The sequence below is a fragment of the Gemmatimonadaceae bacterium genome (assembly GCA_030647905.1).
GTDB lineage: Bacteria > Gemmatimonadota > Gemmatimonadetes > Gemmatimonadales > Gemmatimonadaceae > UBA4720.
This window is the reverse complement of sequence record JAUSJA010000030.1, coordinates 59,706-74,526: the sequence shown is the minus strand read 5'-3', so window position 1 is coordinate 74,526 and position 14,821 is coordinate 59,706. Positions and strand designations below refer to the sequence as shown.

General features: G+C 63.5%; 13 protein-coding genes. 5 read left to right on the top strand and 8 right to left on the bottom strand.

The features are described 5' to 3' along the window. Nucleotides 1–38 precede the first annotated feature (38 nt). Nucleotides 39–1,073 carry a GNVR domain-containing protein gene (locus tag Q7S20_10740; GenBank protein MDO8502308.1) on the top strand — a complete coding sequence of 345 codons (1,035 nt, stop codon included), beginning with the start codon at nucleotides 39–41 and terminating at the stop codon, nucleotides 1,071–1,073. On the opposite strand, the gene Q7S20_10735 is transcribed toward Q7S20_10740, so the two are convergent. Next, the gene (locus Q7S20_10735) at nucleotides 1,070–2,761 is read right to left on the bottom strand and encodes a hypothetical protein (GenBank protein ID MDO8502307.1); all 1,692 of its coding nucleotides are present in this window, start codon (nucleotides 2,759–2,761) and stop codon (nucleotides 1,070–1,072) included. The two genes, Q7S20_10740 and Q7S20_10735, sit on opposite strands and share 4 nt — an antisense overlap. 274 nt (nucleotides 2,762–3,035) lie before the next feature. On the opposite strand from Q7S20_10735, the gene Q7S20_10730 reads away from it, so the two are divergent. From Q7S20_10730 to Q7S20_10720, 3 genes are read left to right on the top strand one after another with little or no spacing between them, the layout of a single operon-like run. Continuing rightward, entirely contained in the window at nucleotides 3,036–4,622 is a 1,587-nt protein-coding gene (locus Q7S20_10730) for a hypothetical protein (GenBank protein ID MDO8502306.1), read from the top strand. Between the two features lie 23 nt (nucleotides 4,623–4,645). Next, nucleotides 4,646–5,545 carry a DPP IV N-terminal domain-containing protein gene (locus tag Q7S20_10725; GenBank protein MDO8502305.1) on the top strand — a complete coding sequence of 300 codons (900 nt, stop codon included), beginning with the start codon at nucleotides 4,646–4,648 and terminating at the stop codon, nucleotides 5,543–5,545. A gap of 4 nt (nucleotides 5,546–5,549) precedes the next feature. After that, the gene (locus Q7S20_10720; protein ID MDO8502304.1) at nucleotides 5,550–6,227 is read left to right on the top strand and encodes a class I SAM-dependent methyltransferase; all 678 of its coding nucleotides are present in this window, start codon (nucleotides 5,550–5,552) and stop codon (nucleotides 6,225–6,227) included. Between the two features lie 75 nt (nucleotides 6,228–6,302). On the opposite strand, the gene Q7S20_10715 is transcribed toward Q7S20_10720, so the two are convergent. The 5 genes from Q7S20_10715 to Q7S20_10695 all read right to left on the bottom strand — a co-directional run bounded on the left by Q7S20_10715 (nucleotide 6,303) and on the right by Q7S20_10695 (nucleotide 11,488). Beyond that, nucleotides 6,303–7,043: a sugar transferase gene (locus Q7S20_10715; GenBank protein ID MDO8502303.1), complete on the bottom strand. Its 741-nt coding sequence runs from the start codon at nucleotides 7,041–7,043 to the stop codon at nucleotides 6,303–6,305. Continuing rightward, nucleotides 7,040–8,053: a transketolase C-terminal domain-containing protein gene (locus Q7S20_10710; protein MDO8502302.1), complete on the bottom strand. Its 1,014-nt coding sequence runs from the start codon at nucleotides 8,051–8,053 to the stop codon at nucleotides 7,040–7,042. Before Q7S20_10710 ends, Q7S20_10715 begins: the two co-directional genes overlap by 4 nt. Beyond that, entirely contained in the window at nucleotides 8,050–9,108 is a 1,059-nt protein-coding gene (locus Q7S20_10705; protein ID MDO8502301.1) for a thiamine pyrophosphate-dependent dehydrogenase E1 component subunit alpha, read from the bottom strand. The genes Q7S20_10710 and Q7S20_10705 overlap by 4 nt, the downstream gene beginning before the upstream one ends. A gap of 13 nt (nucleotides 9,109–9,121) precedes the next feature. After that, nucleotides 9,122–10,252 (bottom strand): DegT/DnrJ/EryC1/StrS family aminotransferase, encoded by a 1,131-nt coding sequence (locus Q7S20_10700; GenBank protein ID MDO8502300.1) that lies wholly within the window; start codon nucleotides 10,250–10,252, stop codon nucleotides 9,122–9,124. A 180-nt stretch (nucleotides 10,253–10,432) separates the two neighbouring features. Continuing rightward, on the bottom strand, nucleotides 10,433–11,488 hold the full coding sequence (locus Q7S20_10695) for a glycosyltransferase family 2 protein (protein MDO8502299.1): 1,056 nt from the start codon (nucleotides 11,486–11,488) through the stop codon (nucleotides 10,433–10,435). Between the two features lie 38 nt (nucleotides 11,489–11,526). Here Q7S20_10695 and Q7S20_10690 point away from each other — a divergent pair, with 38 nt between their 5' ends. After that, a complete protein-coding gene (locus Q7S20_10690) occupies nucleotides 11,527–12,492 on the top strand; it encodes a glycosyltransferase (GenBank protein ID MDO8502298.1) in 966 nt (321 codons plus the stop codon). A 2-nt stretch (nucleotides 12,493–12,494) separates the two neighbouring features. On the opposite strand, the gene Q7S20_10685 is transcribed toward Q7S20_10690, so the two are convergent. Next, nucleotides 12,495–13,523, bottom strand: a complete 1,029-nt coding sequence (locus Q7S20_10685; protein MDO8502297.1) for a hypothetical protein — start codon at nucleotides 13,521–13,523, stop codon at nucleotides 12,495–12,497. Further along, a complete protein-coding gene (locus Q7S20_10680) occupies nucleotides 13,507–14,820 on the bottom strand; it encodes an O-antigen polymerase (protein ID MDO8502296.1) in 1,314 nt (437 codons plus the stop codon). Before Q7S20_10680 ends, Q7S20_10685 begins: the two co-directional genes overlap by 17 nt. Nucleotide 14,821: the final 1 nt, after the last annotated feature.

Sequence of the window (14,821 nt, the reverse complement as noted above, 5' to 3'; positions counted from 1 at the left end):
GGTCCGCTGACGTGCCGGGAGGCCACGAGACCTCCCGCATGCCACCGATGGTTCCCAGGGCAGGGAATGTCGAGGGCCCGCGCGAAGAGACGTCGCTACTCGCGTTTCTAAGCATAGTCCTGAGCCACAGGCGACTCGTCGCTCTCTGCGCTCTTGCCGGCATGGCGGTCTTCGGCGTGCTCGCCGCGTCGCAGGCGAGTCTGTACCTGTCGCGCGCATCGTTCGTAGTGAAAGGCAGCCGGGCGCCGGCGCAGATCGGCGGTGGCGCCGGCGCGTTCGGCATCAACATCGCGGCGGCTGCCGAGTTCTCGCAGTCCATCGTGTTCTACTCCGATCTCGTGCCGGCGAGGACGATCCTCGTTGCTGCCGCAAAAGAAACGTACCTGACGTCCGACAGCCGGGGGCGGAAGCGTACTCTCGCCGAGATCTACGGCATCGAGGAAAAGAATCCCGATGTCGCCGCCGTGCTCGCGGCGGAGCGGCTCGCTCCCGACGTATCGTCGAACATCTACTCGCGCAGCGGCATCGTCGGGCTCTCTGTGCAGGCAGTCGATCCGCTCCTGGCGCAGCAGATCGCGGCCAACATTCTCGTCGAGGTCAACGAGTATTCCATCGCGCGACGGCACCGGCAAGCGGTGGATGAGCGCAAGTTCATCGAGGGCCTCGTGGGGGATGCACGGGCGAGGCTGCACCAGGCGGAGTCCGCGGCGAGGGACTTTCTCAGCGTGAATCGCGAGTACGAGAACTCACCTCAGCTCAGGCTCGAGCACGACCGTCTGACGCGCGAAGTCGTGGCGCAGCAGCAGGTCTACACGGCGCTGTCGGAGTCGCTGGAGCAGGCGAAGATCGAGGAAGCGAGAGACCCCACCGAGTTGAGCGTCGTCGAATCAGCCGATCTTCCCGCCGAGCCGCAGCGGCGCGAGGCGGCGCGACAGACGCTGCTCGGCCTGGCGGTGGGACTGCTCGTGGGAATCGTTCTGGCGTTCCTCAGGCAGCGCATGCTCGAGTCGCGCAACGCCGGAACGCGCGGATTTCTCCGGTTCTCAGCCGTGACAGCCGATGCGGGCGCCTAGAATCCCTGCCTGACGATCAGGACGAAGTTCGCGTTCGACTTGTCGCTTGCGAAGTAGCGGTTTGCCTCTGACGTCAACACGAGTCGGCCGGTGACGTCGAACGGTCCGATGAAGCGGGCGAGCTCAGTCCCAAGGGAGAACTGCACGTCTTCGGGTTTCTTGAGCGCTGGACCGCTGGAATACGGCTCCTCGCGGACGGAAACCTCGCGCTGTGTGACGCGGGAGAAGAATCCCTTGATGCGTCCGCCGGTCGTGTAGCGCTCCAGCGCGAACAGTTGAGCCGACCCGCTGCCGGCACCAGTATTGGCGCCGAGCATCTGGCCTCTGTAGGTGTGGCCCTGCCTTAACGGCTGATGCAGGTAGATCAGTCCCTCGCTTCTCGTTCGAGTACCGGCGGGCGCTTCGTACGAGAAAAATTCGGCACGAGCCGCGTTCATCGTCCCTCCGCTCTTCATCCACGCTTTTCTGAATCCGAGATTGACCGTCGAAGAATGATCGGGCTCGAGGAGAAAATCGTGGATGTTGGCGCTGAAGTCCTCGCGACCGTATTCGCCGTAAAAGTCGAGTCCGTTACCGGGAGGCGCCCAGCGAAAGAAGATGGATGCCAGCTGATTCTCACGAAGGCTTCGGTCGTCGCCGAAAACGGTGGTATCCTCGGGCTTGATGCGCGATTTCAGCAGATTCTGCCATGGAAGCGATATGTCTTTTGATGTGATTCCGCTGCTGTCCATCGCGGAATGGAAGAACCGCATTCCGCCGATTTCAAGGCCGGGGGCACCCCTGATCTGCAGGATTCCAACGAGCCCCGCCATGAATCTCCTCTTGCCAGGTGAGAGGTAGCTCTCGAAGTAATCCTTGCCGGTGACAGATGAATACGGGGACTGGTCCAGATACCCGTAGACCACGCGGCCGTGAGCATGGCCGATTCCGATGTTGGCTGGCTTGGAGGTTCCGACGAATGCGCTGGGGAACCCGCCCGAGTTGTTGCCGAGTATGTATGGAAACTCGACCGTCGGTCCCCACCAGTTGCTCGCCGTGGATATACCCGCGGCGATGCCGGCCACGTCCACCCTGAGTGTGCTCTCGCCTGGATCAATGCGCGCATAGGGAGCGTTTCCGAACCGCTGCGGCCGGTCTATCTCACCCGGGAGCTGCCCGTCGGCGAATATGAGATTCCCGACTTGTCCGTTCGCCATCAGCGCGAATGACTGGTTCCCGGCACGGAATGCGATCGGCGCGAGCTTCGCCGAGAAAGGCCCCCAGCGTGCGGAAACGCCGGTCTGGGCCCAGCTCGTCACTCCCTTGCCCGCCCATACCGGCCCATCATTTCCGCCGAACGGGTATGAGGAATTGAGGACGAAGCCCACGGTCGGCCGGACGTAATCCACCTGAAGACCGGTGCGTGTCTGCTTGCCAAAATCGTATCTGGCCGACCACGGATGCGCCGAATCGATGGGAGCGAGGGCGTCGATCTCCGACGGCGAGAGTCCGCGAAGGCTCCAGACTGTGGGCTGCGATTTGCCCAGAGTCTGCAGATATCGCAGGTAGCTCTCGAGCTCGCTGCCGGCGTAGACCTCACTCCGCCCGCCCAGCGTCTGGGCCGAAGCGTTTGTGCCGGTTAGTGCCGCAGTCATGACGACCGCGGCGATGACCATTCGACGGAGGGCCGCGGGACAATCTTTATTCATCACTGGCAGTCTGACGAGAGAATTGCAGGATCCGCCGTCAATACAGATCGGCGCGGCGCGTACCCGTGCGGAGACACTATATTTACGCTCGCGAACTGTACGGAGCAAGCGTGCCGGGTCTCCGATCGCTCCGCGTGCCGCACGAGTCATCACATCGAAACGTCATCATTTAATGCGTCCATTCGAGCGTCTTTCTTATCTGCTGCCTGCGGTCCTCATGTTGGGCGTTGCCGGGACTGCCGCATCGCAGCGTGAGCCAGGTGCTGCCCCGACAGTGTCGGCTCCAGCGCCCGTGATTGCCCCGTTCACAGAGGTGGTCGTGACGGTGAGCGGCGATTCCGTGGACCGGCTGCGTCTCGCTGAGCTGCAAGGCCACGCTCCGTATCAGGGCCTGTTCCTGCGGTCCACGTCGTCGCTCACCGATCCGCGCGCGTCGGGGCTTGTGCCGCGCTCGTTCAGTATCGTGCTTCCGCGCATCACATCAGTGACGAACAGCGATCTGCCGTTCGGCCAGAACGACGGGGCCCTGTGGGCGGGGAAGGGTTACAACGGGAGAGTGATGGCTGGTTTCACCGCGACGTTCGGGCCTGTGCGCGTCGTGGCGATTCCCGAGTTCGTCTATTCGTCCAACCACAATCTTTCGATTGACCCGACCGATCTCCGGTACGCCAGGCCAATTCCCGCGTCGCGGAGCGGCTTCTCGTCGCCATTCAACGTCGTTCCGTACTCGATCGATCTGCCGTATCGCTTCGGCGGCTCGGCGATAAGCAGGATTCATCCGGGGCAATCGTCGGTGACGGCATCGTTCGGCGCGTTCCAGGCCGGCGCCGCAAGCGAGAACGAGTGGTGGGGCCCGGCGATCCGGAATCCGATCATCTTCAGCGATAACGCCGCCGGCTTTCCTCACGCTTTTCTGAGGACCGCGCGCCCTCTGCGGAGCGCGATCGGCCAGTTCGAGGGCCGGTGGATCGTCGGTGGACTCCACGAGTCGGATTATTTCGACAAGGACATCACGAACGACGTCCGCTCGATCAGCGCAATCTCCCTGATCTGGAAGCACTCGCCGGCTTCCGGATTGACACTCGGATTCTCGCGCTCCGTATTCGCTCCGGTCGACGGGTACAGCGGCGTTGCCGCGAAGGCCTTCAACTTTCTGTCGAGCGTCGGCCATCCCAATGCGCTTCCGGTCACCGATTCGACCTTCACGCCCGGACCGGATCAGATTCTCTCCGTGTTCGCCCATTGGGTGCTTCCGAGCTACGGGCTCGAGACCTATATCGAGTGGGCACGCGCAGAGATGCCGAAATCCATTCGTGACTTCCTGCTCGAGCCCATGCACAGCCGCGGTTACACCTCGGGACTGCAGTGGGTCAGGCCGATTGGAAATGGGCCCGCACGGTTCCGCATCCAGAGCGAGTTCACGAACGTCGAGCAGAGCACGACTTACAGGTTCAGGCCGAACGGATCGTTCTACACCAGTCGAGCGGTGATACAGGGATACACGAACGAAGGGCAGATGCTCGGCGCCGGAATAGGGCCGGGCTCTTCGGGCCAGTGGTTCGCGGCAGATTACCTGCGCGGAGGTTTTGCTCTCGGAGCGAACTTCGGCCGGACGCGATTCAACAACGACGCGTTCTTCGCCAAGAACAATCCGCACCGCTGCTTTCACGACGTCACCGTCTACCCGGGGGCCCGCGCGGGGTTCGGAACGAGATTCTTCCGCTTGCAGGCCGACTACTCCAAGCTGACGAGATACAACACGTTCTTTCAGCGCACCAGTGGGTGCGGGTCGGACGCGTCGGCCATCGGCGACAGGTCGAGCCACTATCTGTCCGTAACGATGAGCATGCTGGGATGGTAGGCGTCGCGAGGAGCATGGATTCAATGAGACGTGCGTACAAAGCCGCCGGGTGGATCCTCGTCGCGGTCACCATTGGAAGCTGCATCGAGTCCACCGGCCCGTCGCTGCGGCAGATGGAGCCGAAGATTCTCTTCGTCTCCAATGGCGACGGGAACGACGAGATCTACTCGATGAATTCGGACGGAACGAATCAAACGCGTCTGACGACCAACGGCGCGCAGGACACGCATCCGGCCTGGTCTCCCGACGGACGCTTCGTTCTGTTCCAGTCCAATCGCAGCGGGAATATGGACATCGAGGTTATGAACCCGGATGGGACCGGGCTGAGGAATCTGACGAACGATCCGTCCACAGACGAAAACGCGGCGTGGTCTCCTGACGGATTGAGGGTCGTGTTCTCGAGCAACCGGCTGGGGCAGTTCGAGCTGTTTGTGATGAGCAACGAAGGCAACAACGTGACTCGGCTCACCGACCATTTCGCGACCGACACGTATCCCACGTGGTCACCCGACGGGCGATATATCGCTTTTCAGGCCAACCGGAACTCGGTGAACGACGACATCTACGTCCTGGTGAACCACACCAACGTGGTGTATCGCTACACCACCGCGGGCGGTGCCGACCAGTCGCCCGCGTGGTCGCCCGACGGAACCAGGATCGCGTTCACGAGCTTCCGCGACGGCAACTTCGAGATCTACACGATGGACTTCCACGATCTGCCGTACGAGGGCACCAACCAGGTGAACCTCACGAAAAATCCCGCGTCCGACGGTCGTCCCGCGTGGAGCTCCAACGGGCGCCAGATCTGCTTCATGAGCAACCGCGGCGGCAGCAACGACATCTGGATCATGAATGCGGACGGAAGCAATCCAACGCGGCTCACGACGAACGCGGCTGCGGACGACTTTTGCTCCACCAAGTGACGGCGTGTACAGCCGATACTATGAAGAGCACAAGGCGGACCGCAACGACCTCCTCGGCAATCCGGAAGTAACCTTCCAGACGTTCGCCTTCGACAGGGCGAACATACGCGCGCTGCGGCGGATGGATCTCGAACGCGAGTCGGCGCGCATACTCGACGTCGGCTGCGGAACCGGTGCCGGCCTCATCCAGTTCCTTCGACTCGGCTTCACGCAGCAGCAGATGTCGGGAGTGGACATCAGCACGGAGCGGATCGAGCAGGCGAGGCGAGCTCTTCCGCTCGCCGACCTGAGATGCGAGAGCGGCGACGCGATGAGCTACGGCGCCGGCGACTTCGACATCGTCTTCGAGTCAACGATGTTCGTTTTGATTCCGTCGGATGACATGGCCAGCCGCATCGCCCGCGAGATGGTGCGAGTGACGAAACCCGGCGGCTACCTGATGCTGGTGGACTGGCGCTACTCCAAACCCGGCAGCGACGTGTACAAGGCGATGTCGAAGAGGCGCATCGCCAAGCTGTTCGACGTCGGCGGCGCGACCAGCGTGGTGGCGAGAGAGAAGGGAGCGCTCGTCCCGCCACTCGGCCGTGCGCTGTCGCGGTATGCGCCGTCGCTGTACTTCGCGGTGCAGGCGCTGATCCCGCCGGCTGTCGGACAGATGACTACCGTGCTCCGGAAATCCTGAGCGGGCAGATCGTCGCGCGCCCGCGCGACGATTTTGCCGGCCAGGGGATTTGACTCACTACTCGGCCGGGTCTCGTTACGCGACGACGGCCCGGCTCTGAACGATCTCGCTCGCGCCCGGCGGCGCACCGGCCGGAAGCGGGTGCCGGCGTGTGATGATCTCCAGTAGTCCGGGATCGGCTCCAATGGCGGCCGCGATATGGTGCACGCCACGGAGCGCCGCGCCACGGTCGAGCGCGCCGCGCACGGTCAGCGCGATCACCCGGAGGTCCCGCGCGACACTCGGCGGCGCGTCAACGTACAGAAGCCCGAGGCGCGACTTCCAGGGGCGGATGACCTGATTGTACCTGAGGTCCGGGTCCGCGCTGCCCTGCAGGATCTCGCTCTCGTCGGCGAAGACGATCGAAGCGAGGTCGGTGATGCCCGGGCGCGAGCTCAACAGTCGCTTCTCGTCGGGCGTGTAGAGTACCGTCTCGCGCTCGACGTTCGGCCGCGGACCCACCAGCGACATGCTTCCGCCGAGCACGTTCCACAACTGCGGAATCTCGTCGAGTTTGAATCGCCGGATGAATCTGCCGAGCGAAGTGATGCGCGGGTCGTCGCCGGCGGTGGAGTCCACTCCCGTGCGATCTGCGCGGATCACCATCGAGCGCAGCTTCACCATGCGGAACGGGCGCTCGCCGCGGCCGATCCGGCTCGCGATGTAGAACGGCGAGTGATAGTCCTGAAGCCAGATGGCGAAGCAAAGAATTGCCAGCAGCGGCGACAGGACGAGGAGCCCCAGTGCCGCCGCGACGATGTCCAGCAGACGCTTCATTCGAAAGTTTCTTGCTGCGCTCCGACGAGCGCGAGGCCGCGCTGTACGATGTAATCCACCGTGGGATAATAACTGCGCTCGAGCGGACTACTCGTGGGCGCTGGGGCATCTGGCAGCGTCACCCGGCGCGGCGCGGCACGCATCACCCGCGGATCCACCGCCTCCACGATTGACGCGATCACCTCGGCCGCCATTCCGCAGCTTCTCCAGTCGCCATCCACGGCGAGCACGCGTCCGGTCTTCTTCGCCGACTTGATGAGCAGCGTCGCGTCGAGCGGATTCAGAACGCGGATGTCTATCACGTCGCACTCGATGCCGTTGGCGCTGAGTCGTGCCGCCGCCTCGCGGCAGAGATGCGCGCTGTAGCTGCAGCCGACGAGCGTGAGATCCTGGCCCGTGCGCGTGAGGCGCGGACCCTCGAGCGCGAGATTCCTCTCCTCGATCGGCGGCAGCTCCTCTTCGAGCCCGTACAGCCAGCGGTCGTCGAGGTAGAGAACGGGATCGTCCGAAAGCACGCTCGCGATGAGGAGATCGCGCGCGTCAGTGGGAGTGGAAGGCATCACCACCCGCAGGCCGGGGATGTGGGCGAACCACGACTGCAGCGACTGCGAATGCTGCGCGCCCTGCTCGCCGCCGCGGTTGATGATCGCGCGCACGGTGATCGGCGCGCACACCTGGCCGCCGAACATCGAGCGCCACTTCGCCGCCTGCGAGACGATCTGGTCCACCGCCAGCAGCATGAAGTCCACGCGCGGGTGAATGACCACCGGACGGTAGCCACACAGTGCCGCGCCCAGCGCCGCACCCGTGCATCCCAGCTCGGAGACGGGCGTGTCAATCACGCGCTCGCGTCCGAACTGGCTGTCGAGGTCCGTCATCGAGTTGCCGACGTACCAGGGGCTCCACAACCCCTGGCCGATGGTGAACACCGATGGATGATTTGCGAGGAGATACTCGAAGCCGTCGCGGATCGCGGCTCCGTACCCTGTGGTTACTGGTGCCTGTTTCAATGCTTGCGTGCCATGGTCCCGCTGTAAACGCGGCTGAGAAGTGCCTTCGCCGGCGGATAGCCGTCGTGTGTGGCCGCTGCCCACGCCTCCTCGACCACCGAGTGCGCATCGGTCCAGTAGCGCTTGAGCTGCTGGCGGTCGAGGGCCCCGAGAGATTCGAGTGCTACGGCGAGGCGGCTGATGGGATCGCGCAGCTTCCATGCGGCAAGATCGTCCTTGCGCTTCACGCCCACGTCTTCGTCCTCGCGGTGCCCTACGTGTCCTCTCCAGCGGTACGTGACGAGCTCGAGGAACCGCGGACCTTCGCCGGCGCGAATGGCTTCCACCGCTTCCTTCGTTACCGCGCGCACGGCGGCGAGATCGTTTCCATCGGCGCGCGCCCAGCCCACGCGGTGGGCTTCGGCGTACCTGCAGACGGACGTGTCGGGCTGGCGCAGGTTGATGTGCAGGTGGCTCGAGAAGAAGTTGTTCTCGCACACGAACAGCACCGGCACTTTCATCGTCGCCGCGAGGTTCATGGACTCGTGGAATGCGCCTTCCTCCGTCGCGCCGTCACCGAAGAACGAGACTGCCATGTCGCCGTTCCCGTCCATCTTCGCCGCGATTCCCGCGCCTACCGCGATCGGAATCGTCGCGCCGACGATCGGCACGGTTCCAAAGAGCCCGTTGGGGATGTCAATCAGGTGCATCGAGCCACCCATGCCGCGCGACACGCCGGTGTCCTTGCCCTGGACTTCAGCGAGCAGCCCGTGTGGCGAGCCGCCGAGCGCAAGGAAGTGGCCGTGCGAGCGATGCGCACCGAACACACGGTCGCCCTTGCGCACGTATCCGGCGACGCCAACGGCCGGCGCTTCCTGTCCGATCGCCAGATGGCAGGGGCATTTCACTACGCCCTGCGAAACCATGTCGCCGATTTTTTCCTCGACGACGCGGATCAGAATCATCCGCTGAAGCCCGTTCAGCAACGCAGTCGTGTCGTCGGCGTCAATGGAAAGCGGCTCGTGATAACGGTCCGCATCCGCAAGATTGCCAAGGGATGAAGCGTTCCGATACACCCCTGGCTCCACGCTAGCCCGCATGGAATTTCCGGATTCGCTCGCAGATGTATGCGACCTCGTCATCGCTGAGCGAGGTGTTCATCGGGAGCAGGAAGCAGCGGGTGAAAAGACGGTCGGTGAAGGGGAGCTTGAAGCCGGTAAGGCCGAGCCCTTCGAAATGATGCACCGGCTTGCCGGCCCACTGGATGATGGTGCGGATGCCGCCCTTCTCCAGCTGCGCGCGCAGGTCGTCGCGCCTGCCGGACTCTATCTCGTAGTTCTGATAGACATCGAAGTGGTCGGGATCGTTGTCCGGTCCCGGCGGGAGCACAATGTCTTCGATATCCTGCAGTCCTTCGCGGTACAGGCGCGCGATCTGCCGGCGGCGCTCGATCTCGGCGTCGAGCTGCGGAAGCTTCACGTTCAGTACAGCCGCCTGGAGATTGTCGAGCCGCGAGTTGAGCCCCCATGTGACGACAAGACCGGTCTCGTCGCGGCCATGATCTCTCAGCAGCGACATCTTCCGCGCCATGTCGGCGTCATTGGTGAGAAGGACGCCTCCGTCGCCGAAGCAGCCGAGGATCTTTGCGGGATAGAGACTGATCGCTGCCGCGATGCCAAAGGTGCCGGCGTTCCGGCCCTTGAACTTCGATCCGATCGCCTGCGCCGCGTCCTCGATGATGAGGAGTCCGTGCCGGTCTGCGATCGCCTGAAGAGCGTCCATGTCGCAGGTGCGGCCGTTCAGCTGCACAGGCATGATCGCGCGCGTGCGAGAGGTGACGGCCGCCGCGACCGACTCCGGATCCATCATGTGGTCGGCGCCGCATTCCACGAGAACAGGCGTTGCGCCGGCGAAGTGGATCGAGGCCGCCGAGGCGACGTAGGTGTGCGAGGGGACTATGACCTCGTCGCCGGGCCCGACTCCAGCCGCCCGGAGAGCGATGATCAGCGCATCGGTCCCATTGGCAACACCGAGAGCGTGCTTTGCCCCGGTAAAGTTGGCGATCGCCGTCTCGAACTCGACGAGGTCGCTCTGAAGAATGAACGCGCCACGATCCATGACTGCCGTCATCGCGCTCAAAATCTCTTCGCGTTGCTGGGCGAAGAGATGCGGATACCGGAAGAACGGTACGGACATCGACGTCGAGGCGGGGGAAGTCATACGCAGGTACGAGTCAGATTACGGGGAGTGCCTGCTGGCCTCCACGAGAATCGTGCTGAGTTCGCCAACTGGTTGTCAGCGTACAATTTATCCCGATTTTGCCACCGAGTGCCAGTGCCTTTGCGGCAGCGATCCACGGCTGGCGGGATCGGGCCGGGAGAGGGGTGCCGCCATTGGCAGTCACGGCCAGGCCCGAAACCGGCCCGCGCCGGGCCACGGCTCGGGCTTTCCCTGGACTGGAGCCGTGCCCGTCGCCAGCCGGGCGAGCCCGATCAGAACGCCGGTCCCGTGCAGAAAATGATAGAGAAAGAAGGCGACGGGAGCGAAGATCACATGGCGCGGCTCGCGGTACCTCACTGCCTGCTGGACGCCCGAAAGAATCGCCAGAAGCAGATAGAGCGTCATGACGGCCGCGAAAGTCCAGCGCACGAACGTCGAAAAGGGCGAAATGGCCAGACCAGCGATCACCCCTGCGGCAAAGACTCCGGTGATGGCGTGCCGGGGGGTAAACGCGTAAGGCGCGAGATACCAGAGATACGCGTTATACGGCGCCTCGTAGACGACCTGCTTGCGGATGAAGGACGCGAGGTCCGGCTGCTGGAAGTATCGGACCTGTATCCATGGATTCATCCACACAGTTCCGCCAGCGGCGATTATCCGCCGGTTCATCTCGTAGTCCTGGGCGCGGATAAGCCGCTCGTCGAACAGACCGACCTTGGCGAACACGTCCCGCTTGAAGCAGCCGTAGGGAACAGTGTCCGCCTCCCCCTCGGCCGCGTTTGTCCTGAAGCCGGAGTCGCCGACGCCGAACTTGTGCGTGGTGATCGCCTGCACGAGCGCCGACTGGTAACCCTCCCCGCGGCGCAGCGTGACGACCACCCCGCCGGTATTGTCGGCGCCGGTTCTGATCGCCGTCTCCAGCGTCAGCGCGAGATAATCGGGCGGATATACTGAATGCGCGTCGAGCCGCATCACGTAGTCGCCCGTGGCGATCGATACTCCGAGGTTCAGGGCAGCGGACTGTGTGCGGCTCGGATTATCCACCATTCTTATGCGCGAATCCGATTGTTCGATACTCGAAACGATCTCGCGCGTCCCGTCGGTGGACATCCCGTCCAGAACGAGAACCTCGAGCGTCGCTCCGTCAGGCATCTCGAAGGCTCTGACTGAGTCGAGACAAGCACGGATGAAGTTCCGTTCGTGATAACATGGGATTAGAATCGAGACCGAGTGCATTTCGTGGGGTAGGCTATCGGGGGCCGACGTTGGAAGCAATGGGATCGCGGGATAAGGACATCGAATTCTCGATCGTGAGCGGCTCCAACGAGGAGATGCTGTTCGGTTGCCTCGAATCGCTGACGAAGACGATGAAGGGGTCGCGCTACGCATGGAGCGTGACAGTGACCTGCAACACCCCCGGCAGTGGACTGGCCGGGCGCCTTCGCGCGCGCTACCCGGAGGCGACGGTGCTCGATAACGAGACACCGAAAGGGTTTGCGGCCAATCATAATCGCGTGCTGAGGGTCTCCCGGGCGCGGTATGTCTGGCTGCTGAACGACGACCTCCTGATCCTTCCCGACGCCATCCGCCTCGTGACGGAATTCCTCGACAGGCCGGAGAATTCGCGCGTTGGCGTCGCCAGCCCGCGCCTGCTGAATCCTGACGGGTCCCTCCAGCCGTCCACGTACGGATTTCCATCCATGCCGCAGATCCTGCTCGCGCATTCCGGTCTCCGCGAGCTGCCGTTCACCGATTCGATCCTCGGGCGTCTCGCGCCCATACTCCGGTCGAAGGAAGGCTCGTCCCGCTACTGGGCGCACGACCGCACGGTCGAAGTGGATACTCTCCGGGGCGCGTGCGTAGCGATGCGAATGAAAGCGGTGCGGCAGGTCGGGCCGATGGTCGAAGTGGCAATCGTCGGCGGAGAGGAAACTGAGTGGCACCGCCGGTTCCACGAGAACGGATGGAAGGTCGTCTACTATCCCGAGGCGAGCGTGATCCACTACGGGAGCCAAACGGTTCGCGACGGATCGCGCAACCTTTATCCGGAGTACCTCAAGGGCGCTCTCTATTTCTTCCGAACCGGTCGGAGTCCCGTTGCCTACGCCGCATTCTGTGCGAGTCTCCTCGCGATGTTCGGCGTTCGCCGCGCCGTCGCATGGGTGCGGCGTGACCAGTATGACGCGGATGTCGCGCGGCGGTACGCCGGCGCGGCGTGGGACGGATTGAGACGAAGGTAGCGTTACGCCGTCGGCGATCGGCGCTTCAGACGTGGTAGCGTAGAGACGGCGCGGCGGAAACGGTCGGATGCCGAATCGGGCCGCGCGAGCCGTCGCGTGGTAACGTCAGCGATCAGCACCACGAACGAGATCAGGATGAAGCTGCCGACGATTGCGACTGCGGTCTTCATGATGATCCGCTTTCTCACCTTCGGCAGAAGCGCGGGCAGGGGATCCTGCACGACTACAGTCGGAGTGGCCTCCAGCTCCCGCGCGTAGGCAGACTCCCTGTCCGTCGCCGCTTGCGCATAAACCTGCTCGGCGAGACTCCTGTCGCGGATCAGTCGCTCGCGCTCCATGCTCGCCGTGGAGAAGTTGGGTACGGCCCGGTTGGAGAAGTTGAAATCGCGGAGCCGCTGCTCGGCGCGCGCGAGCTGAGTGAGCGCCGCCTCGACCCGGCCTTCCTGCGCGATCCGCAGCTGCTGGGCCTGGGCCTTCGACGTGCGGACGAAGATCTGACTCGCGCTGTCCACGACGCGGGACGCGATGATCCGGGCGAGAGCGCTGTCCTTGTACGCCACCGAGACAGTGATGGTGCCCGTCTCCTTGTTCGTTATCACCGTCAGCACGCGCTCGAGGTGCTTCTCGATTTCCTCCTCGTCATTGCGCGTGTATTTCTCGCCGAGGAAGCGGTCTATGACGGTCTCGCTTGCGTTCGGATTCACTCGCGAGTCACCGACACCGGCCAGGACCGTGCGCGACTTGAGCAGCTCGACCATGCGGGCGGGTGTGAGCTGATACCCGGTGTTCAGGGTCGCGCCGGCCAGCGCCGCGATTCCTCCCAGCGCGGTGGAGGACTTGTTGTTCACTACCGGCACCAGCGACAGCTCCGCCTTGTATTTCCGCGGCATCAGTGCGGCGATGCCGCCGACCGCGAGGCTGATCAGAATTGCGCCCACGACGATCTGGCGCCGCTTTTCCAGCAGGGGCGTCAAAAGGTTGAGCGCGTCCATCCCTTCCTCCAGGTACGGCTCCTTAAGTTGTGCTGACAATTCTCTCCCTGGTGATCGGCACGGCCCGCGTGCCCCGCAACAATCGTATGAAAATCACAATCAATCCAACAGCAACGACTGTCGCCGTCAAGCTGTTGTAGATCCAGAACCACGTGATCGGCGTCCAGAAGATCGTCACATATGCCACGAGAAGCAGGGGTACGGCGCTCCAGCGCCCGGCCGCGACGCTCCTGAAGCCGATCCCGCCGACGAATCCGAGCAGCGTAAGAGTGGCAAGCGCGCCGGGGATCGTGAAATCCTGAATGAGCGGCCTGAAGGCGGTGTAAATGTTGCTCGACTCTCCGGCGACGAGATCCACAATGGAATCGAAGAGTCCCGGTATCCGCTGGCCGAATCCGAGCATCTCGAGCGGTCCCGCGAAAGTGACCTTGCCAAGCGAAGGAGCGAACGGCTGCGACCAATACTCCGCGAGCCATTGCGAAAAAACAGTCATATGCCCGAACGCCGACGTGAGCAGCTTGAGCATCACGACGTTAAGGAGCGAGACGTCCGTTGACGCCATTCGCGCCAGACCCACGGCGAAGAAGAAGGTCGTGAGAACTCCGCCGACCAGGGTCGCGAACAGCAGGTGCCCCTTCGTGAATACGGCGAGCTTGCCGAAACGAAGTCGCGTCGCGAAATAGCCCGAAAGCCAGAGGACGATGGCGAAAAGCACGGCCGCCTTCGTAGTCTGGAGCACTGTCACGGCGATCGCCGGCAGGTAGGACGACAGCGCGAGAAGCTTCCATCCCTTTTCCCGTCGCAGCTCGAACAGGATTCCGCCGACTGCCGGCGCGAGATACACAAACGGCAGCAACGCCTGGGCGAGCATGGGCGGTGGAGGAGCTCCCGCATCGGCCGCCCGCTGCACGTAAAGCGAGTTGGAGACGACGACGAGCTTCTCGATGTCGAGCACGTCGGACAGCGGAATGGAAGACGCCGCGATGAATGCGACGTTCGACCCGATCCCCAGCACCACCGAGATAACGAGGACGATTCCGAAGATTCGAAGCTCGCGATCGGTAGCGGGTGCAGGCGATGCGATTCTTCGAGTCCTGAAGCCGCCATTGCCGGCCACGCCGCCCGCGCTGACGGCGATGCTCGCGGCGATCAGCCAGAGCATCGCGTTGGGGCCGACTGCCTCGTTGGGGGCGAACACGAGCGGCAGGATTCCCGCGAAGCACCACCACAGCGCGAAGAACGCTCCCGGCTGCAGCCACGTGCCGCAGAGCGCACGCATGCACGCTGCCCACGCGATGAGAACGATCGAAAGCGCAAGCGCCTGGGACGATGCCATC